Consider the following 20,065-nt stretch of genomic DNA (forward strand, 5'->3'; position numbering starts at 1 on the left):
ACCCGAAGGGCCGCGCCGAAGGCGCGGAAATCCATCACCGCCAATCGAATAAAGAAAGGCGCTACGGTGATCGTAGCGCCCTTTTTCGTCGGTTTCGGGGTTATGAATTCCGGGCTCGAAGCTGACGAGCCGCCCCGGAATGACAGTGTGGCGCCTCTTACCCTAGCACGAAGTCCACCAGCAGCTTCACATTCAGAACCACGATCACCGCCGCGATCACACCGGCAATGACGGTGAGCCAACGCGGGGTGACGAGGTCGCCCATCTTGGCTTTCGAGGCGGTCATGGTCACCAAGGGGATCACCGCGAAGGGGAGCTGGAGGCTCAGGATCACCTGACTCAGGATCAGCAGTTTCGCCGTGCCGCCCTCGCCATAGGCAATGGTGACGCCAGCCGCCGGGATGATCGCGATGCCACGGGTGATGAGGCGGCGCATCCACGGCGCCATCTTGAAGTTGATGAAGCCCTCCATGACGATCTGGCCCGCCATGGTGGCCGTCACGGTGGAGTTGAGGCCGCAGCAGAGAAGCGATAGCCCGAACAGCATCGGCGCGATGGCGCTGCCCAGAATCGGCTGGAGCAGGGTGTGCGCCTCGCCGAGTTCGGCGATCTCCGTCCGCCCGGTTCCATGAAAGGCTGCAGCCGCCAGGATGAGCAGGGAGGCGTTGATGGTGAGCGCGAACATCAGCGCGATGGTCGAGTCCATCGTGGCAAAGCGCAGTGCTTCACGCCGCTCCTTCAGGGTGTCGCCATAGGCGCGGGTCTGCACGATGCCGGAATGGAGATAGAGGTTATGCGGCATCACCGTCGCGCCGAGGATGCCCAGCGCGAGGTAGAGCATGTCCGGATTGGTGACGATCTCGGTCGTCGGTGCAAAGCCGGTGATCACGCCAGCCCAGTCCGGATCGGCCATGGCGATCTGGATGCCGAAGCAGATTGCGATCACGCCGAGCAGAGTGATGATGAAGGCCTCGACCCAGCGGAAGCCGAGATTCTGAAGATAGAGGATCAGGAACACGTCGAGCGCCGTGATGATGACGCCGATCTCCAGCGGAATGCCGAACAGCAGGTTCAGGCCGATGGCCGTGCCGATGACCTCGGCGAGGTCCGTGGCGCAGATGGCGAGTTCCGCGAGCAGCCACAGCCCCCAGGCGACAGGTCTTGGATACGAGTCCCGGCAGGCCTGAGCGAGGTCGCGGCCCGTGGCCACTGCAAGTCGGGCGCAGAGCGATTGCAGGACGATCGCCATGATGTTGGAGATCAGCGCCACCGAGAGCAGGGCGTATCCGTATTTCGACCCGCCGGCCAGGGAGGTCGCCCAGTTGCCTGGGTCCATGTAACCTACGGCCACCAGATAACCCGGGCCGAGGAAAGCCGCTGCCCGGCGCCAAGTCGATCCCGGCCGCACGGCGATCGAACGGTTGACCTCCGGCAGGGAGGGCAGGTCCGAGGAGCGCCGCCATGCGGCCTTCTGCACGAGGGAGACGGGAGCCGGCTGATCCATGGTCACTTTCTGCAGTTGCAAACCATTTGCAATAAGAAGCTAGCGTGGAACAAACGCTCCGGCAAGAGGAGAGTTGCACAAAGTTGCATCGGGACCGGTGCTTTAACCCCAATGGACTGCCGGCCTGTTGGAGGAGGTGGACTGTAGACGGTTCCCGCGTGACAAGTCCCTTGAGGTTTGCTCTAGGTTTCCCAAAACCTGAACAGATTTCAGATTAAGGGATGGACATGCTCGAGAGCGTCCTGATTGCCAATCGCGGCGAGATCGCGTGCCGCATCATCCACACTGCCAAACGGCTGGGAATGCGCACCATTGCGGTCTATTCGGAAGCGGATGCCGATTCGCTGTTCGTCCAGATGGCGGACGAGGCTCATCTCATCGGCCCGCCCCCCGCCCGCGAGAGCTATCTCCAGATCGACCGGATCATCGAGGTCGCCAAGCGCACGAAGGCCGCTTCCATCCATCCCGGCTACGGCTTCCTGTCCGAGCGGGCCGAGTTCGCCGAGGCCTGTGCGGCGAATGGCATCGTGTTCGTCGGCCCGCCGGCCTCCGCCATCAAGGCCATGGGCCTGAAGGATGCCGCCAAGGCCCTGGTGCAGCAGGCCGGCGTGCCGGTGGTGCCGGGCTACCACGGCGCCAAGCAGGATCCGGATTTCCTGCGCCAGAAGGCTTACGAGATCGGCTATCCGGTTCTCATCAAGGCGGTCGCGGGCGGCGGCGGCAAGGGCATGCGGCGAGTCGAGAAGGCAGCCGATTTCGATGCCGCCCTGGAGAGCGCCCAGCGTGAAGCTGCGGGCGCCTTCGGCGATCCACGTGTGCTGGTGGAGAAATACATTCTCTCGCCGCGTCACATCGAGATCCAGGTTTTCGCCGACCAGCACGGCAACGTGGTGCATCTGTTCGAGCGCGACTGCTCGCTCCAGCGCCGCCACCAGAAGGTCATCGAGGAGGCACCGGCTCCCGGCATGCCGCCCGAGATGCGCGACGTGATGGGCCGCGCCGCTGTCGAAGCCGCCCGCGCGGTCGGCTATGTGGGCGCCGGAACGGTCGAGTTCATCGCCGATGGCCGCGAAGGCCTGCGCCCGGACCGCTTCTACTTCATGGAGATGAACACCCGCTTGCAGGTGGAGCATCCCGTCACCGAGGCGATCACGGGGCTCGACCTGGTGGAACTGCAGTTCCGCGCGGCCTCCGGTGAGACGCTGCCGTTCTCGCAAGACGATCTCGCCATCGACGGCCATGCGGTCGAGGCGCGTCTCTACGCCGAGGATCCCGAGAAGGAGTTCCTGCCCTCGACCGGCAAGCTCTGGGCGCTGGAATTCCCGGAAGGCGAGGGCATCCGCATCGACACTGGCGTGGAAGCCGGAGTGGAGGTCACGCCCTATTACGATCCGATGATCGCCAAGGTCATCGCGCACGGCGCAACCCGCGAGGAAGCTTTGGACAAGCTCGCGGAGGCGCTCGGGCAGACCATCGTGGCCGGCCCCAAGACCAACGCTGCCTTCCTCAAGAAGCTCTGCGAGGCGGAAGGGTTCAGGGCAGGGCGGTTCGACACCGGTTTCATCGACCGCAATCTTGATGCGCTCGGTGTCGGGCCTAAGCCCCGCGACGATGTCGCCGTGTCGTTCGGCGCGGCGGCGCTCATCTCGCGGGAAATCGAGCGGCTGCGCATGGCCGAACTGCAGAAGAGCGATGAGCCGTCCTCGCCCTGGTCGAACCCGGATGGCTTCCAGCTGCTGGGAGCCCGCAGCGTCGGCGTGCCGCTTCTCGTCGATGGCGAGCGGGTCGATGCACGCGAGATCTTCAGTCCGGAGCATCACGGCGCGAGCACGGTGGCTTTCGGTGAGAGCGACCCTTGGGCCGATGAGCAGATCGACCAGGAGGTGGAGGCGCCGCACGGCGTCTACATCCTGCGCAACGGACGCCAGACGCTGGTGCAGCCCTACGACCCGTTCGATGTGGATCTCGAGCACATGGACGAGGGCGGCTCGGTCAAGGCCCCGATGCACGGCAAACTTGTCGCCGTCTTCGTGCAGCCCGGTGATCGGGTCGAAAAGGGGCAGCGGCTTGCCATCGTCGAGGCGATGAAGATGGAGCACGTGCTCCTGGCGCCCTCCGATGCCGAGGTGGCTGAGATCGCCGCCGAACCGGGTGCGCAGGTGGCGGAAGGCGCGCGCCTGATTGTGCTCAAGACAGAGGAATAGCCTGCGTCGCATCGCCGGATTTCCGATCCTGCTGGCGCATGGTTGAAAGCGAACATGGCCCTTCACCTGATCAAACTCTGCGTCGGCTGCGACTCGATCACCGATCTCGAGGAATGGATCGAGGAGAACCGCGCGCTTCATCGCAGGCTCGGACGCGACTACGAGCAGACGCACACGACCCGCATGGTTCCCAAACGCGTGGAAGAGCTTCTGGGCGGCGGTTCGCTATACTGGGTCATCAAAGGCCAAGTGGCGGCCCGACAGGCGCTCCTCGATATCCGCCCCTTCACCGACGGCGATGGGATCGGACGCTGTCGTCTGGTGCTTGACCCTAGGGTGGTGGCCGTGGAGCCAAGGCCCTACAGGCCATTCCAAGGCTGGCGCTATCTCGTTGCGAAGGACGCCCCGCGTGATATTGATGGGAAGGCTGGCGATCTCGCCAAGATGCCCGAGGACATGCGTCGAGAACTGGCCGAACTCGGTCTTCTCTAACTTATGTGAATCCGCGGAGGCGTAGTGATGAAGATCCCGATTATCTTGTCCCTGCTTCTGATTGGCGCAGCCGGTCCAGCGCTTGCGAAGGATTGCCGCACGCCGCACCTCCCGCCCGGCATGGAAGTCCGGCTGCCGCCTGGCTGCGAGGAGCCCCTCCCGCCCCGTGGCTCTAAGGAGGAGAGACGAGGCGGCCTGAAGGGGGAGCAGGGCTTCATCGATCTCGGCAACGGAACCCAGGTGCGGATCAGCGGGCGCGTCCGGACGGAATTCGGCATATCCCGTTAGACTTTTTTGCTGGGGATCCTCCTGGAACCTCGCTGGCGCAATTTGCATTGGCTCAGCAGTTTAGTTGAGTGGAGGTTCCGATGCTGATGTGCGCATCCGAAGGCCGGCACTGGCGTTACGAGGTCTGCGAGCATGACGACGGCTATCTCGTCCAAATGCGCGACCTGACGACCGGCGAGCTGGATGAAGAATTCTCCACCATCTTCCGCACCCTGCCTGTCGCCTTCGCCTATGCCGAGATGTCGGCGGCCTACGAGCGCTATGCGGCCTGCGAGCTGGAGCAGTCGGAGGACGAGCAGATCGAGTTCGATGTGGAAGCGACCGAGCGTCATTTCATCGATCTGAGCGACAGGCTGCACGATTCGGGCATTAATGGAGTCGTCGTTCAGGCTTGGGAGCGCGAAAGTCAGCGTGGCGCTGTGCGCCTTCTGCACTGAAACTTGATCGGCCGGCAGCGGCTTCGCGTTTGCAAGCCGCTGTCGCCCCTCTAGCATCTCTCCACCACGACTCACGTCGATGATGGAGCTCCCATGGCCGATCTATCCGCTTTCCCAATTTCCACCCGCTGGCCGGCCCAGCACCCCGACCGCATTCAGCTCTATTCCACGCCCACGCCGAATGGCGTGAAGGTCTCCATCATGCTGGAGGAGACCGGGCTCGCTTACGAGCCGCACTTCATCGATATCGGCAAGAACGAGACTTGGATTCCCGAGTACCTGGCGCTGAACCCGAACGGCAAGATCCCGGCCATTATCGATCCGAATGGCCCGGGCGGAAAGCCGCTCGCCCTGTTCGAGTCGGGCGCCATCCTCCTGTATCTGGCCGAGAAGACCGGGCAGCTCCTGCCGTCCGACCCGGCGCGCCGCTACGAAACCATCCAGTGGGTGTTCTTCCAGATGGCCGCGGTTGGCCCTATGTTCGGTCAGCTCGGATTCTTCCATAAGTTCGCCGGCCGCGAGATCGAGGACAAGCGGCCGCTGGAGCGGTACCGCAATGAGTCCAAGCGCCTCCTCGGCGTGCTCGAAACTCGGCTCGATGGTCGCGACTGGATCATGGGCGAGGACTACACCATCGCGGACATCTCCCTGCTGGGCTGGGTGCGCAACCTGATCGGCTTCTACGGCGCTGGGGAACTGGTCGAGTTCGACAGCCTCAAGCGCGTGCCGGCATGGCTGGAGCGGGGGCTGGCCCGTCCAGCGGTTCAGCGCGGCCTCACCATTCCGGCACGCCCGGAGTGACCCTGCGGCTGCCGCATTTGTCCAGGCGGCAATTTACATCCGCCCTATCCCGGCCCACATGTTGGGGTGGGGACATAGAACTATGATGCTTCTTTTCGGAATCGCCGCAGTCGCCCTTCTGTGGTGGCTCGGCAAGACCTACACGCGTGCCGACGCGAAGGTTTTGGCCAAGGCCGTCAGGACGGTCGGCGGAGTCGCTGCTTTGGGTGCTGCCGTGTGGGTAGGTGCCAAAGGGCAACCCGGTCTTGCGCTCCTCATCGGCGGACTGGGAGCCTGGGCGCTGGGATGGAACGTCGTCAGCCTGCCCGGGCCGTGGAGCCGGTTTCAGCCCCAGCCGGGCCGCTTCTCCCGCATCCGCTCGGCCATGATCGAGATGGAGATCGACCATGCGACGGGTGCCGTCGAAGGCACCGTTCTGGTCGGGGCCTTCGCGGGACGGCGCCTGTCCAGCCTCGATCCTGGGAGCCTGCGCCGCCTCTATGACGAATGCAGCGCCCACGATCCGCAGGGCGTCCCCCTTCTAGAGGCGTATCTTGATCGCCGGTTTTCCGGCTGGCGTGAAAACGCTCAGGGAGATCGTGACACGCGGACGCGCACTCATGCGCAGTCGGGCGTAATGACGAAAGAGGAAGCCTATCAAATCCTGGGGCTTCAGCCGGGTGCGAGCCTCGACGAGGTCCGAAAAGCGCATCGAACCTTGATGAAGAGGCTCCATCCCGATCATGGAGGCACGGCGTATCTTGCGGCTCGTGTGAACGAGGCGCGAGAAGTCCTGCTGGGCCGACATCGCTGATACTCCACGCGCGATCCGGTTGCGTCAGACTGAGACGGTGCAAACACACGCACCGTCTCAGGGGCCTTCAATTCTGTCTCAGCCGCGGGCGGCGAAGCAGTTCACGCCGCTCTTCTTGAGCTGCTTGCAGGCTTTGGCAGCATCATCCGATTCCGAGAAGCCGGAGAAGCGGGCGCGGTAGAGCGTGCTGCCATCGACCGTCACCTTCTCGGTAAACGGCGAGGCCTTGCCGAGCACCTTGCCGAAGCGGCTGCGGGCCGAATCCAGCATACCCTTCGCCTTGGACTCGTCATCCGTGGCGCCGAGCTGGATCACCCAGCCGGCCACCGCCGGGCGCTCGACCTTCTTCGGCTCGGGGGCTTCGACCTTGAGCGAGGCGGTCTTGATGACGGCCGCAGTTGGGGCCGCCTCGACGGGCTTCGCCTCGATCTTGGCCACCAGCGCAGCCCTCTGCGCCGCCGGGATCTGGGCCGGAGCAGCCTGCGGGGGCAGGGCGGCATAGGCCTGGGCGTTCAGCGGGAGCGGCTCCTGACCCTTCTGCCAGCGCACCGACGAGGTGGAGGAGGGGGTCGTGGTGGAGCTTGCACCGGTTGCGGATGCCACCACCGGGCGCAGGGTGTTCAGATCGAGGGGCTTGCGCTCGGGGGCAGGCTGCGGCGTCGTCGCCTGGGCCATCGGAGCCTCCGGAGTCGCTGAGGCGACCCTGACCGGAGCCTGCACGGGAGCCGGCTCGACCTGACGTGGGGCGGGCGCTTCGGCCACCATGGTGGGCTGGGCGGAGCCTTCGACCACCGGCGGAGCGATACGGGCACCGGCATAGGCGCGGGGCAGGTGGTCCCCGATCAGACCGGCCATCTTCTGGTCGCGGGAGGCGCCGGAGCGGCCACCGAGAACCACCGCGACGATGCTGCGGCTGGCCGTGTTGACCGAGGTCAGCAGGTTGAAGCCGGACAGGCGTGTATAGCCGGTCTTGATCCCGTCCACGCCCTCGACCTTGCCCAGGAGGCGGTTGTGCCCGCGGATCGTGCGCTGACCGTACTGGAAGGAGCGGGTCTCGAAATAGGCGAAGTATTTCGGGAAGCGGTCCTGGATGGCCCGGCCAAGGATCGACAGGTCGCGCGCCGTGGTGATGTTCGGCGGATCGTGCGGCAGGCCATGCGGGTTATAGAAGGCCGTGGAGCTCATGCCGAGTTCCCGCGCCTTACGGGTCATCATCTGGGCAAAGGCCTCTTCCGACCCGGCGACGTTCTCGGCCACCACCACGGAGACGTCGTTGGCCGAAAGGGTGACCATCGCCTTGATGGCGTCATCGACCTCGATGGTCGAACCGGGGCGTAGGCCGAGCTTGGTCGGCGGCTGACTGGCCGCATAGGAGGAAACCGTCAGAGGGGTGCTGAGGCTCATCCGGCCCCGCTCGAGCTGCTCGAAGAGCAGATAAAGGCTCATGACCTTCGTGATCGAGGCGGGAATGCGGGGCGCATCGATGTTTTCGCCCTGCAGGACCTTGCCCGTCTTGGCATCGACCACGATGGAGGCGCTCGGAGGGCTGTAGCCACCGCCGGCGGGAGCCTTACGGCGGGCTGCCTCAGCCGGGGAGGTGATGGTGATGGCAAATGATGCGGCAATACCAACGAGAGCCCATGCCTTTCGGTGTCCCATCCAAACCGAATTCATGCTGAAAATTCCCTGTTTCGTTTGGTTTTAGGCCCTTGCGCCCGGCTCTCTGAAAGGAACCGTTGCCGGCGCAACACATCCTCTAACCGTAAGAGGTTGCGGTTACGGGGGGCGTTAACAGGGATGATTCTGTTGTGAGAAATATTGTGCGATGCACAATGGAACTTGACAAATATTGTGCACTGCACATATAGAACTCCGTCAGCTGCTCAGCAGCGTCGACCTTCATTAAACGCCTTATTGTCGAGGTTCACAATGCTTCAGCCGTTCACCCAGATTCAGAAGTTCGGCCAGGACAACCTGGACGCCACCATGAAGGCGCTCGGCGCTTTCTCCAGCAATTCTCAGGCGATTGCCACCGAGGCAGCCGACTTTGCCCGTAAGTCGTTCGAGCACACCTCTTCCACGGTCGAGAAGCTGCTCGGCGTTCAGACCCTGGACAAGGCGGTGGAAATTCAGACGGCCTACGTGAAGGGCGCCTATGACAGCCTGGTCAGCCAATCGACTAAGATGGGTTCGCTCTACTCGAGCCTCGCCACCGAGACGCTGAAGCCCTACGAAGGCCTTCTGGCCAAGTCCGCTGCCTAACCAATCAAGTCTCCTATCCTTTAGGATGAAGCGCCCGGCCATGTGCCGGGCGTTTTGCATTGGGCGGGTGAAACGGGGCGGGACCCTGGTCGCGAAGGCGTGACCAACATGTCGCTCTTTTCATCCACGCTGCGACCACCCATCTGGTTGATCTGGCGAACCGAATGGAGCGACTATAGATTTGGCTGTGTGCTTTGGTCCGAACCGGGATGGGGCCGGAGCCAAGACGAGACGAGAAGAAGGGGCGGTCGTCCGACGATGCTGCGGTTAGCTTATGGTACTTTGACTCTGTCGGGGCAGTCTCCGATTTCGGCTGCCGGCGGGTCGCAGCCTCCAGGGGGAGATTCTGGCGGCGATGATGGCGGTCGCTCCAACACGGCCATCATTACGAAAACCAAGCCGCGCACGAAACGGCCGAACCTTTACCGCGTTCTCCTCTTGAACGATGATTACACCCCGATGGAGTTCGTGGTGCATGTGCTGGAGCGGTTCTTCAACAAGAACCGAGAAGATGCGACCCGGATCATGCTTCATGTGCACCAGAACGGCGTCGGGGAATGTGGAGTTTTTACCTACGAGGTTGCCGAGACCAAGGTGACCCAGGTGATGGATTTCGCCCGGAAGCACCAGCATCCTCTGCAGTGTGTAATGGAAAAGAATTAGTCGAGCCCCGCTCATAAAGGACAAGCCGTTGCCGAGCTTTTCTCGCAGTCTTGAACAAGCCCTTCACCGAGCCCTCGCTCTTGCCGGCGAGCGCCGCCACGAATACGCAACCCTCGAACACCTCCTCCTGGCCCTGATCGACGACCAGGATGCTGCGGCCGTCATGCGGGCCTGCAATGTCGATCTCGACGTTCTCCGCCGCAATCTCGTGGATTACGTCGACAGCGAACTCGCCAACCTTGTCGCCGATGGACGCCAGGATTCGAAGCCGACGGCCGGCTTCCAGCGCGTGATCCAGCGGGCGGTGATCCATGTCCAGTCCTCGGGGCGGGATGAAGTGACGGGCGCCAACGTGCTGGTCGCCATCTTTGCCGAGCGGGAGAGCCACGCCGCCTACTTCCTGCAGGAGCAGGACATGACCCGCTACGACGCGGTCAACTACATCAGCCATGGCATCGCCAAGCGCCCGGGCCTCACCGAGAGCCGCTCTCCGCGTGGTTCCGAGGAGGAGGCGCCGAACGAGCGTCCGACCCAGGAAGAGGGTGACGCACGCCAGAAGAAAAAGGGCGATGCTCTCGAAGCTTACTGCGTCAACCTCAACAAGAAGGCGAAGGAAGGCCGGATCGATCCGCTGATCGGTCGCGAGTCGGAGGTCCAGCGTACCATCCAGGTCCTGTGCCGCCGCCAGAAGAACAACCCGCTCCTCGTCGGCGATCCCGGCGTGGGCAAGACCGCCATCGCGGAAGGCCTTGCCCGCAAGATCGTTCAAGGCCAGGTGCCGGAGGTTCTCAAAGGCGCGACCGTCTTCTCCCTCGACATGGGCACGCTGCTCGCCGGCACCCGCTACCGCGGTGACTTCGAAGAGCGCCTGAAGCAGGTCATGAAGGAGATCGAGGCCCACCCGAACGCCATCATGTTCATCGATGAGATCCATACGGTGATCGGCGCCGGCGCCACCTCGGGCGGCGCCATGGATGCCTCGAACCTCCTGAAGCCGGCACTGGCGCAGGGCTCGCTGCGGTGCATCGGCTCGACCACCTACAAGGAATACCGTCAGTATTTCGAGAAGGACCGCGCTCTTGTGCGTCGCTTCCAGAAGATCGACGTCAACGAGCCGTCCGTGCCGGATGCCATCGAGATCGTGAAGGGTCTGAAGCCCTATTTCGAGGACTTCCACAAGCTCAAGTACACCAACGACGCCGTGAAGGCGGCGGTGGAGCTGTCGGCCCGCTACATCAACGACCGGAAGCTGCCCGACAAGGCGATTGACGTGATCGACGAGACCGGCGCGTCGCAGATGCTCCTGCCCGAGGGCCGTCGCAAGAAGACCATCGGCATCAAGGAGATCGAGGCGACCATCGCCACCATGGCCCGGATCCCGCCCAAGACCGTATCAAAGGACGACGCGGAGGTGCTCGCGCACCTGCAGGACACCCTCAAGCGGGTCGTCTACGGTCAGGACAAGGCCATTGAGGCGCTCTCCTCGGCGATCAAGCTGGCCCGCGCGGGCCTGCGCGATGCGGAAAAGCCCATCGGCTCCTATCTCTTCGCCGGTCCCACGGGCGTCGGCAAGACCGAGGTGGCCAAGCAGCTGGCCGCATCCCTCGGTGTCGAGCTCCTGCGCTTCGACATGTCGGAGTACATGGAGCGTCACACGGTCAGCCGGCTGATCGGTGCGCCTCCCGGCTATGTGGGCTTCGATCAGGGCGGTCTCCTGACCGACGGCATCGACCAGCATCCGCATTGCGTGCTCCTGCTCGACGAGATCGAGAAGGCGCATCCGGATCTGTTCAACATCCTGCTCCAGGTCATGGACCACGGGAAGCTGACGGATCACAATGGCAAGCAGGTCGATTTCCGCAACGTGATCATCATCATGACCACGAATGCGGGTGCCGCCGACATGGCCCGCCCGGCCTACGGCTTCACCCGCACCAAGCGGGAGGGCGACGATACCGAGGCCGTGAACAAGCTGTTCACGCCGGAGTTCCGCAACCGCCTGGACGCCATCATCTCGTTCGGTCATCTGCCGAAGGAAGTGGTCCAGAAGGTCGTGGACAAGTTCGTCATGCAGCTGGATGCTCAGCTCGCCGACCGCAACGTGTCGATCGAGCTTACGGACGAGGCCCGCGACTGGCTGGTCGAGCATGGCTATGACGAGGCGATGGGCGCCCGCCCGATGGGCCGTCTGATTCAGACGACTATCAAAACGCCTTTGGCGGACGAGGTTCTCTTCGGCCGCCTCAAGGAGGGCGGGGCCGTCAAGGTCGTGGTCAAGACCGACGAGATCGCCCTGCAAAGCCTGGGCTTCGAATATGTCGAAGGCCCGGTGAAGCCCAAGCCCGAGAAGGTCGTGACGAACGCCAAGAAGAAGCCCAAGGCGAAGTCCGCGTCTTCGAAGACGAAAAAGTCGGTGAAGCCGAAGGGATCCGATGGTAATGGGGGCGGAGGTGTCCGCACCGTTCCGAAGGTTCCATTGGTTAGAGCATGACGACTGAAATCCACGAGGGGCCGCTTCAGGCCTCCGGCACCCACAACGCTCCGGCGAAGCTGTCCTGGCGCGAGAAGCGCTATCAGCGCCGTCGCCGGCGCGTCTGGTTTGAGGAGATCCTCGGCTGGGTCCTCGTGCCCGTAATCGTCCTTGGCTGCTACTGGTTCCTGGAGGTGGGCTTGGGCGCTCTCGGCACGTCGCCGGCAGCGATCATGGAAGGCATCGAAGCCATCATCGCCACTCTCTGAGAGCCGACGCTCCAATCTGATTGACATTGAGCCGTGCCGGATATTCCTCCGGTACGGCTTTTCGTTTGCCCTCAGGCTATCGGGGCGTCGACGGTGCAGACGATCCCGGTCGGGGCGAAATCGATGGTCGCTTTGCCATGGAGATCCTGAGCGAGGCTCCGCTCGATGAGGCGGGTGCCGAAGCCTCTGCGTTGCGGAATGCTGACTGTCGGCCCGCTGGTTTCCGACCAGGTCAAATGCAGGCGCTTCTCCGGGGCATCATTCACCGACCATGCTATCCGCACCTCACCGCGTTCATTCGACAAGGCACCATACTTCACCGCATTCGTGGCGAGTTCCTGGAGAGCCATGGCGATGGCCAGCGCCATGCGGGGCGAGAGGCGAACATCGGGCCCTTCCATGCGGATGCGTTCTTCCCGCTCATGCCGATAGGGCGCCATGGCTTCCTGGACGATCTCCAGCAGGCCTGCACCCTCCCAGTTTTCTCGCGTGAGCACGTCATGAGCGCGGGAGAGGGCGAGCAGGCGCGCTTCCATGGCTGAGCGGGCCTCCTCCATGGTGCCGGCATTGCGGATGGTCTGGGAGGCAATGGATTGCACAGTGGCGAGCGTGTTCTTCACCCGATGATTCAGCTCGTGGATCAGGAGCTGCTGATGCTCTTCTGCGCGCTTTTGGTCGGTGATATCCACGACGATCCCGGGAAAACGGACGGGCTGCCCTGCCACATAGTAGCAGCGCCCCTGTGCCGACACCCAGTGCACCTGCCCATCGATGCCGATGGTGCGGTACTCGGCAGCATAATGCTCCCCTGTTTCGAGCGCTTTGCGGATCTGCTCTTCGATGCGCTCGCGGTCTTTGGGGTGAATCCCTGTGGTAAAGCTGTTCAGTGGCACACCGGTCGCGATGACTTTGGGATCTATGCCAAACAGCCTCGCAAACCGTTCATCCGCATAGATGAGATTGGATGGGACATCCCAATCCCAGGTTCCGACGACGCTTGAGGCCTGGATAGCGAGCTGCAGCCGTTCCTCGCTCTTGCGCAAAGCCGCTTCCGTGCGGACGCGCTCGACGGCATCCCAGGTCCGTTCCGCCACGTCCTCGATCAGCTTGACCTCACTCTCGCTCCAGAGGCGCGGAGTCCGATTGTGCACATACAGGGCCGCCACCATGCGCCCGCGTTTGATGAGGCTGCAGGTAATGACTGCGCAGAATTCCAAGGCGGCAAAGGCGGCGAGGTGCTCCGGGGAGTTGGTGCGCGGGTCCTGCGCCGCATCGTGAACCACCAGGGTTTCGCCGCGGGTCAGCGCACCATGGATCTCCGGGCCGAAGGCGGCAAGGTCGTGGGTGCCGGTCTGGTGTGCGACGGTGCCGTCGGTCCAATTGCGCTCCGTGGTGAAATAACGGGCGGTCTCCTCGACCTCGCCATAGCCGACCCGGCTCGTCCTGAGGTGCTCGCCCAGCATCTCCTGGGCGGCGGTAATTACCTCGATCGGCTCGTTGAGCCCACGCAGGCGGTCGCTCAGGCGGACGAGGAAGTCGAGGCGCTGCTCGCCCTGCACCTTACCCGTCGTTTCGTGGACGATGCAGACAATACCCCCGATCTCGCCGGACTCGTCGTGAATCGGGCTGTACGAAAACGTCCACCAGGTTTGTTCAGGGTAGCCGTTGCGCTCCAGAGTGATCGGCAGATCCTCGAAGTAGCTGGCCTGCCCCAGAAGAGCCTTCTCGGCAATCGGCCCGACCGTTGCCCAGGCCTCTGCCCAGACATCGCGAAAGGATCGGCCCAGCGCCTCCGACTTAGAGCCGAGCACCGGCACATAGGCATCATTGTAGAAGCTCGTCAGCTCCTGCCCCCAGAGCATGTAGATCGGGAACTTGGAGTGGAGCATCATGCTCACGGCCGTGCGCAGGGAGTCCGGCCAAGTCTCGATGGGTCCGACCGGGGTTGACGACCAGTCGTGATGGCGGATGCGCTCCCCCATGACTCCACCATCGGCGAGGAAATCCGGCTGTGGCTTGAAACGGTCATGCATCAAGCATTCTCACGCGGGGAGCTGATCGAGAGGGGCATCAATGTCGGAGAATTCCGCAGAAGGACTGAAGGTCCATAGTCCACATATGAACCACTGTCGTGCATTTTCTAGAGTGCAGCTTGAGGCCTGCTGACGCGGACCGTCTGGTAGCCAAGCTTGTCTGCGAGAGGGTTTGACTTGCCTTTCCTGAATTCTAGCCTCTCATAAGCAATCAGAGCGACCGCACGAGGTGACAATGACGAAACTGATTGGCCTGTCAGGCAGCCTGCGACAAGCCTCGTACAACGCCGCGCTTCTGCGCAACGCCGCCGGCATGATGCCGGCCGGTTCGGAACTCATCGTCGAGACCATCCGGGGCATTCCGCTCTACGATGCGGACATGGAGGCATCCGAGGGGATCCCGGAAAAAGTGACCGCTCTGAAGGATACCATCGCGGCTGCGGACGGCCTGTTGCTTGTCACCCCCGAATACAACAACTCGATTCCGGGCGTGTTCAAGAACGCTATCGACTGGCTTTCCCGCCCTGACTCGGACATCAAGCGCGTTTTCGGAAACAAGCCTGTGGCCGTGATCGGCGCCTCGCCTGGCGGTTTCGGCACCATTCTGTCCCAGAATGCATGGCTCCCAGTCCTGCGCACCTTGAAAGCTGACTTCTGGTCCGACGGTCGCCTGATGGTGTCGCGGGCCGGGACGGTCTTCAATCAGGACGGCACTCTTGCCGATCAGAAGATCGAGGACCAGCTCCGGAAATACCTCGAAGGCTTCGTCGCCTTTGCTTCGCGGGTGAAGGCGTCCTGAACCTAGTCCTCTTCCCTGTGCCGGAATGGAGTCGCCCCGGACAACTCCTCGGCGGCCTCAGAGACGTACAGGCGCTCCTGATCGAGATAGGCTGCCACCGCCCGGCGCAATCCGGGGTCGGCGATGTCGTGGGCCGATGAGGTGATCACCGGCTTGTAGCCGCGCGCCAGCTTGTGCTCGCCCTGGGCGCCCGCCTCGACCCGGTCGAGACCGCGTGCGATAGCGAACGAGATCGCTTGATAGTAGCAGACCTCGAAATGCAGGAACGGGTGATCCTCGATGCAGCCCCAGTTACGCCCATAGAGGCGCCTGTCGCCGATGAAGTTAATGGCGCCTGCGACATAGCGGCCGTTGCGCTTCGCCATGACGAGCAGGACCCGGTCTGCCATGCGCTCGCCGATGAGCGAGAAGAAGAGGCGGTTGAGGTAGGGACGGCCCCATTTGCGGGAGCCCGTATCCATGTAGAAGGCGAAGAACGCGTCCCAGTGCGCCTCCGTGATGTCCTTGCCGGTCACCCATTCGATGGTGATGCCAGGGCTAAGCGCATCGCGCCGCTCGCGGCGGATCGCCTTGCGTTTGCGGGAGGCAAGCGCCGCCAGGAAGTTGTCGAAGCTGCCGTAGCCTTCGTTGAACCAGTGGAACTGCTGGTCGTCCCGCCGCAGGAATTGTTCAGAGGTGAGCGCTTCGAGATCGCCCTGCTGCAGAAATGTCGCGTGGATGGACGAGGCGCCGGTCTGATCCCTGAGCGCCCGCAGGCCGGCGATCAGATAGGAGCGGATCTCCGCCGCCCGAGACCCGTTCGGCACGAGGAGGCGAGGGCCGGTTACCGGCGTGAACGGCACCGCGACCTGGAGCTTGGGGTAATAGCGTCCGCCGGCGCGGTCATATGCGTCAGCCCAGGAATGATCGAAGACATATTCGCCCTGGGAGTGAGACTTGAGATAGCAAGGCGCGGCGCCGAGCAGCGTCTCGTCCTCGTCCTCCACGAGCACATGGAGGGGCGCCCAGCCGGTCTTCGCGCCGACGCAGCCGGAATCCTCAAGCGCCGAGAGAAAGGCGTGAGACACGAAGGGGTTGAACGGATCGTCGTCGCTGGATCTGGCCCCTAAGGCACAGGCATCCCACTGGGCGGCAGGAACCGCCTTCAGGCCCTGGGCGATTTTGACTTGGACGTTCACTAGGTGGAAGGACCCCGCCGTTAGGGATCAAGAGCTAATCACTCGGCAGGATCCTTGCAACATCAACAATATGCGACAAACACCGTCCTCGTTCTGAGGAGGCTTGAGGTCGTATCAGGGCAGGAAGCCCTCGAACACCATCTGGTCCGCATGCTTCTCGGCGCGGGCGCGATCCTCAGGATTGCGCACCGTCCAGGTCATGACCGGCAGGTTGCCCAGGAGCCTGCTGAGATGCGTCGAGGCACAGGGGATGTCCTTCACGCGCCAGGACAGGAAGTGGGGCTGCGTTTCCTCGAAATGGAGCAGATTGGCCATCCGGTGTTTCTGCTCATCCGTCAGGAAGCTGTCGGCCTTGGAGGCATATTCCAGCTCGCCGATGAAACCACGCGTGATATCCGGTGCGTTCTCGCGCAGATGCGCCACGATATCCGGATCGAAGGATTTCACCACGAAGGGACCATCGTAATCCTTGAGGATCTCGATGACCCGCTTCGTCAGCCGCATGTCGCTGTTGAACTTGCTCTTGATCTCGATGACCAGCGGCGTGCGCCCGGCGATGGTGCCGAGATAATCCTTGAACGCGGGAATCTTGTCTCCGCCTGTGGCGCCGGTGATGCCGACCCTGGTGAGGTCGGAGAGCTTGCGCTCGGCCACCATTCCGGTCTCGCCGGTGAGGCGGTCGAGCTCGAAATCGTGGAAGACGATAGCCTCGTTGTCGGCGGTCAGCTGAACGTCGAGCTCGATGGGAAAGCCGCGCTTGATGGCGGCTTCCGCGGCCGAGACAGTGTTCTCGATGACGCCTTCGGCTTTGTTGTGAAGGCCGCGATGGGCGATGGGCTTCGCGACGAGCCAGCCGGGAATGCTCATTGGACTTCGAACATTCCTTCGACTTCGACGCAGGCATCGAGCGGCAGTTCCGCCACGCCGACGGTGGAGCGGGCATGCCGGCCGGCATCGCCCAGCACCTCGACCATCAGGTCCGAGGCGCCGTTCATGACGGGAGCCAGCGCCGCGAAGGTTGGCACCGCGTTGATGAAGCCGCCGAGGCGCACGCAGCGGGTGACCTTGTCGAGATCGCCGACCGCCGCCTTCAGCTGCGCGAGAAGATTGATGGCGCAGAGCCGCGCGGCCTCCTTAGCGACCTCAGGCGAGACCTCCTGGCCGACCTTGCCCTTATGCGCATCGGCCATCTTGCCGTCGAGCCCGAGGCAGAGCTGCCCGGAGATGACGACAAGGTTGCCGGTTCTGACGAACGGCACATAATTCGCAACCGGTGCCGCCGGGGTCGGCAGGGTGATCCCCAGGTCCTGAAGTTTCTTGTCGACTGCGCTCATTGGAAGCCTCGGTGTGTGACATCATCCGGACGGAGTAGTGGCGGATGAGCCCGAAGGACGCAAGCGGGAACATTGCCCTGTGGGCAGGAGCGGCCTATCTTGGCTGCCGTTGCGTCGGGAGAAGATATGCGTTTGTTCGTCGTGGCCTTCGGCCTGTCCATCGCCTCGCTGATGCCCGCGCTCGCGGAAACGGCGAAGGCCCCGGTTCAACTCGCGCCCCACCGCGCCGTGTACGACCTCTCGCTCCTGCGGGCTGGCGGATCCAATGGGGTCGAGGGTGCGAGGGGCCGCATAGCCATGGAATTCGGCGGCGATGCCTGCGACGGGTATACGCTGAAATATCGTCAGGTGACGATCCTCAACAGCAGCGAGTCCGGCGCCAACACCATGGATGTCCAGACCGCCACCTATGAGACCGGCGATGGCCGTTCCATGCATTTCAAGTCCACGTCGTTCCGGCAGGGCCTGATCAAAGACAGCGAGGTCGACGGGGACGCAAAGATCAGCCCGGACGGCATGCTCAATGTCGACCTGAAGCAGCCGAGGAAGACCGCATTTGGCGCTGCCGGCGAAACGGTGTTTCCGACCGAGCACCTCAAGCGCCTCATCGAGGCCGGCCGACGGGGCGATACGACCCTGTCGGTCAAGGTCTATGACGGCTCCAACAAGGGCGACAAGGTCTACGACACCCTCGGGCTGATCGGCCGCAAGATCGAGCCCGGCGCCGCCCTCGCATCCCTGGAAGAGGCCGTGCGGAAGGACGATCTGACGTCCCTGGCGCGCTGGCCGATCACCATCAGCTACTTCGAGGAAGGCAAGGGCGACCGGACCCCGGTCTACCGTATCTCCTTCGAGCTGTTCGAGAACGGCATCAGCCGGGATCTCAGGCTCGATTACGGCGACTTTGCCCTCAAGGGTGAGCTGAAGAGCCTCGACGTCCAGAAGGCAACCGCCTGCAAGCGCTAGTTTTTGCGCAGCACGATTCCCTTCTGCAAGGCGCCTGCGCCGAACTTGTCGCGGATCTTGTCGATGGCGGCCTCCATTTGGGCCTGCCGCACCACGGATTGATCCGCAAGATCGCCCTTGTCCGCGTCGGCCGCATCGCACAGATCGGCGGCTCCGATGCCGATGAGGCGGAAGGCGGTGCCGTCGCAGGAGGCTTTGAGCAGCTGTCGGGCGGGGTCGAAGAGGCGGGCAGCAAGCTGGGTGGGAGCGAGGCCCGAGCGGGTGCGGGTGAGCAGCCGGAACTCCTTGTCCTTCAGCTTCAGGGTGACGCTGCGCCCTGCCAGACCCGCTTTCTTGAGCCGTCGCGAGACCTTTTCCGAGAGGCGCCACAGGATCGGCTCGAGATCCTCGAAGGACCGCAGGTCCGTCTCGAAGGTAGTCTCCGCCGAGATGCTCTTGGTCTCCCGCTCCGGCGTCACGGCCCTGTGGTCCTCGCCCCAGGCGAGCCGGGAGAGGCGCTGCGAGTCGCGGCCGAGGGCCTCGAACAGGGTCTTCAAGTCCACGACCCGCAGATGCGCGATCTGGGTCACCCCCACCTTCGCGAGCCGGGCCTGAGCTGAGGCGCCGATGCCTGGAATCATGCCGACCGGCTTGTCGGCCAGGAAATCGGCGGCTTCCTCCCGGCCGATGATCGAAAAGCCCCGCGGCTTGTGGAGGTCGGAGGCGATCTTGGCCAGGAACTTGTTGTAGGACAGACCAACCGAGATCGAGATCCCGATCTCGGTCTCCACCTTGCGGGCGAAGCGCGCCAACGTCAGGGCGGGGCTGCCGTGATGCAGCCGCTCCGTGCCCGTGAGATCCAGGAAGGCCTCGTCGATGGAGACGGGTTCCACCAGCGGCGTTAGCTCCAGCATGAGCTGGCGCACCTCGCGGCCCGCTTTGCTGTATTTCTCTCCGTTCGGCTTGATCACCGTGGCGTGCGGGCAGAGCTTCAGGGCTTGGAACATGGGCATGGCGGAGCGCACCCCATAGGTGCGCGCCACATAGCAGGCGGTCGAGACGACACCACGCTTGCCGCCGCCGATGATCACCGGCTTGTCGGCAAGGCTCGGGTCGTCCCGCTTCTCCACCGCGGCGAAGAAGGCGTCGCAATCCACATGCGCGATGGAGAGGCGGTCGCGCTCCTTGTGCCGCAGAAGGCGAGGGGACCCGCAAGCCTTGCACCGTTCCGCCAGGGGGCTGGCGGACAGGGTCAGGCAGTCACGGCAGAAGGGCGCGTCGCTCATGGGACGATGGGGCTATTCGAACTCGGAGGGAGAGAGGGTCCACTGGGCGCCCATGATGTGCTCAGGCTTGGTATTCAGCTCCTTGGCGAGCGCGATCAGCAGCGGCTCGTCGGAGACTACATAATCGAGGATGCCGGCGAAGAAGCCTGGGGATGTGGCGGCCGAGCGGATGGTATCCGGACCGAGACCGGAGACGGCCAGGAATCGGCCGAGGCGCTCCTCGTCGCTTGTAATGAAGGCAAAAGCCCGCACTGCGACATTTTCGGCCTCCTCGCGGGTAACTCTTTTTAAGGGAGTGTTCATGCTG

20 protein-coding genes are annotated in these 20,065 nt (G+C 63.4%); 12 read left to right on the plus strand and 8 right to left on the minus strand.

What is annotated here, in order from left to right:
* Nucleotides 1-157: 157 nt before the first annotated feature.
* Nucleotides 158-1,504: an Nramp family divalent metal transporter gene (locus FHR70_RS14015; RefSeq protein WP_183451142.1), complete on the minus strand. Its 1,347-nt coding sequence runs from the start codon at nucleotides 1,502-1,504 to the stop codon at nucleotides 158-160.
* Between the two features lie 227 nt (nucleotides 1,505-1,731).
* Here FHR70_RS14015 and FHR70_RS14020 point away from each other — a divergent pair, with 227 nt between their 5' ends.
* From FHR70_RS14020 to FHR70_RS14045, 6 genes are all read left to right on the plus strand, one after another.
* Nucleotides 1,732-3,708, plus strand: coding sequence for an acetyl/propionyl/methylcrotonyl-CoA carboxylase subunit alpha (locus FHR70_RS14020; protein ID WP_183451143.1), 1,977 nt, complete (start codon nucleotides 1,732-1,734; stop codon nucleotides 3,706-3,708).
* Between the two features lie 54 nt (nucleotides 3,709-3,762).
* Nucleotides 3,763-4,200 carry a DUF1489 family protein gene (locus FHR70_RS14025; RefSeq protein ID WP_183451144.1) on the plus strand — a complete coding sequence of 146 codons (438 nt, stop codon included), beginning with the start codon at nucleotides 3,763-3,765 and terminating at the stop codon, nucleotides 4,198-4,200.
* 27 nt (nucleotides 4,201-4,227) lie between these two features.
* Nucleotides 4,228-4,488 carry a hypothetical protein gene (locus FHR70_RS14030; protein WP_183451145.1) on the plus strand — a complete coding sequence of 87 codons (261 nt, stop codon included), beginning with the start codon at nucleotides 4,228-4,230 and terminating at the stop codon, nucleotides 4,486-4,488.
* A gap of 80 nt (nucleotides 4,489-4,568) precedes the next feature.
* Nucleotides 4,569-4,925, plus strand: a complete 357-nt coding sequence (locus FHR70_RS14035) for a hypothetical protein (RefSeq protein ID WP_183451146.1) — start codon at nucleotides 4,569-4,571, stop codon at nucleotides 4,923-4,925.
* A gap of 93 nt (nucleotides 4,926-5,018) precedes the next feature.
* Nucleotides 5,019-5,726 (plus strand): glutathione S-transferase N-terminal domain-containing protein, encoded by a 708-nt coding sequence (locus FHR70_RS14040; RefSeq protein ID WP_183451147.1) that lies wholly within the window; start codon nucleotides 5,019-5,021, stop codon nucleotides 5,724-5,726.
* An 82-nt stretch (nucleotides 5,727-5,808) separates the two neighbouring features.
* On the plus strand, nucleotides 5,809-6,519 hold the full coding sequence (locus FHR70_RS14045; protein WP_183451148.1) for a DnaJ domain-containing protein: 711 nt from the start codon (nucleotides 5,809-5,811) through the stop codon (nucleotides 6,517-6,519).
* A 78-nt stretch (nucleotides 6,520-6,597) separates the two neighbouring features.
* Here FHR70_RS14045 and FHR70_RS14050 read toward each other — a convergent pair whose 3' ends face one another.
* The gene (locus FHR70_RS14050; RefSeq protein WP_183451149.1) at nucleotides 6,598-8,193 is read right to left on the minus strand and encodes an SPOR domain-containing protein; all 1,596 of its coding nucleotides are present in this window, start codon (nucleotides 8,191-8,193) and stop codon (nucleotides 6,598-6,600) included.
* A 255-nt stretch (nucleotides 8,194-8,448) separates the two neighbouring features.
* On the opposite strand from FHR70_RS14050, the gene FHR70_RS14055 reads away from it, so the two are divergent.
* The 4 genes from FHR70_RS14055 to FHR70_RS14070 all read left to right on the plus strand — a co-directional run bounded on the left by FHR70_RS14055 (nucleotide 8,449) and on the right by FHR70_RS14070 (nucleotide 12,183).
* Nucleotides 8,449-8,781 carry a phasin family protein gene (locus tag FHR70_RS14055; protein ID WP_183451150.1) on the plus strand — a complete coding sequence of 111 codons (333 nt, stop codon included), beginning with the start codon at nucleotides 8,449-8,451 and terminating at the stop codon, nucleotides 8,779-8,781.
* Between the two features lie 258 nt (nucleotides 8,782-9,039).
* Entirely contained in the window at nucleotides 9,040-9,444 is a 405-nt protein-coding gene (clpS, locus tag FHR70_RS14060) for an ATP-dependent Clp protease adapter ClpS (protein ID WP_210277614.1), read from the plus strand.
* A 28-nt stretch (nucleotides 9,445-9,472) separates the two neighbouring features.
* A complete protein-coding gene (clpA, locus tag FHR70_RS14065) occupies nucleotides 9,473-11,935 on the plus strand; it encodes an ATP-dependent Clp protease ATP-binding subunit ClpA (protein WP_183451151.1) in 2,463 nt (820 codons plus the stop codon).
* Complete coding sequence (locus FHR70_RS14070) at nucleotides 11,932-12,183, plus strand: hypothetical protein (protein WP_183451152.1); 252 nt, start codon at nucleotides 11,932-11,934, stop codon at nucleotides 12,181-12,183. The genes clpA and FHR70_RS14070 overlap by 4 nt, the downstream gene beginning before the upstream one ends.
* 71 nt (nucleotides 12,184-12,254) lie before the next feature.
* On the opposite strand, the gene FHR70_RS14075 is transcribed toward FHR70_RS14070, so the two are convergent.
* The gene (locus FHR70_RS14075) at nucleotides 12,255-14,216 is read right to left on the minus strand and encodes an HWE histidine kinase domain-containing protein (RefSeq protein WP_183451153.1); all 1,962 of its coding nucleotides are present in this window, start codon (nucleotides 14,214-14,216) and stop codon (nucleotides 12,255-12,257) included.
* A 235-nt stretch (nucleotides 14,217-14,451) separates the two neighbouring features.
* Here FHR70_RS14075 and FHR70_RS14080 point away from each other — a divergent pair, with 235 nt between their 5' ends.
* The gene (locus FHR70_RS14080) at nucleotides 14,452-15,015 is read left to right on the plus strand and encodes an NADPH-dependent FMN reductase (protein WP_183451154.1); all 564 of its coding nucleotides are present in this window, start codon (nucleotides 14,452-14,454) and stop codon (nucleotides 15,013-15,015) included.
* A 2-nt stretch (nucleotides 15,016-15,017) separates the two neighbouring features.
* Here the strand turns inward: FHR70_RS14080 and FHR70_RS14085 are convergent, their stop codons facing one another.
* The 3 genes from FHR70_RS14085 to FHR70_RS14095 all read right to left on the minus strand — a co-directional run bounded on the left by FHR70_RS14085 (nucleotide 15,018) and on the right by FHR70_RS14095 (nucleotide 17,527).
* A complete protein-coding gene (locus FHR70_RS14085) occupies nucleotides 15,018-16,193 on the minus strand; it encodes a GNAT family N-acetyltransferase (protein ID WP_183451155.1) in 1,176 nt (391 codons plus the stop codon).
* A 114-nt stretch (nucleotides 16,194-16,307) separates the two neighbouring features.
* Nucleotides 16,308-17,060 (minus strand): glycerophosphodiester phosphodiesterase family protein, encoded by a 753-nt coding sequence (locus tag FHR70_RS14090; protein ID WP_183451156.1) that lies wholly within the window; start codon nucleotides 17,058-17,060, stop codon nucleotides 16,308-16,310.
* Nucleotides 17,057-17,527, minus strand: coding sequence for a RidA family protein (locus tag FHR70_RS14095; protein WP_183451158.1), 471 nt, complete (start codon nucleotides 17,525-17,527; stop codon nucleotides 17,057-17,059). Before FHR70_RS14095 ends, FHR70_RS14090 begins: the two co-directional genes overlap by 4 nt.
* A gap of 126 nt (nucleotides 17,528-17,653) precedes the next feature.
* On the opposite strand from FHR70_RS14095, the gene FHR70_RS14100 reads away from it, so the two are divergent.
* Entirely contained in the window at nucleotides 17,654-18,493 is an 840-nt protein-coding gene (locus tag FHR70_RS14100) for a cell envelope integrity EipB family protein (RefSeq protein WP_183451160.1), read from the plus strand.
* Here FHR70_RS14100 and FHR70_RS14105 read toward each other — a convergent pair.
* Together FHR70_RS14105 and FHR70_RS14110 are read right to left on the minus strand one after the other, a co-directional pair.
* Nucleotides 18,490-19,758 (minus strand): DNA polymerase IV, encoded by a 1,269-nt coding sequence (locus tag FHR70_RS14105; RefSeq protein WP_183451162.1) that lies wholly within the window; start codon nucleotides 19,756-19,758, stop codon nucleotides 18,490-18,492. The two genes, FHR70_RS14100 and FHR70_RS14105, sit on opposite strands and share 4 nt — an antisense overlap.
* A 12-nt stretch (nucleotides 19,759-19,770) precedes the next feature.
* Complete coding sequence (locus FHR70_RS14110; RefSeq protein WP_183451164.1) at nucleotides 19,771-20,061, minus strand: DUF3572 domain-containing protein; 291 nt, start codon at nucleotides 20,059-20,061, stop codon at nucleotides 19,771-19,773.
* Between the last annotated feature and the right edge of the window lie 4 nt (nucleotides 20,062-20,065).

Origin of the sequence: Microvirga lupini (genome assembly GCF_014191055.1) — a bacterium.
GTDB lineage: Bacteria > Pseudomonadota > Alphaproteobacteria > Rhizobiales > Beijerinckiaceae > Microvirga > Microvirga lupini_A.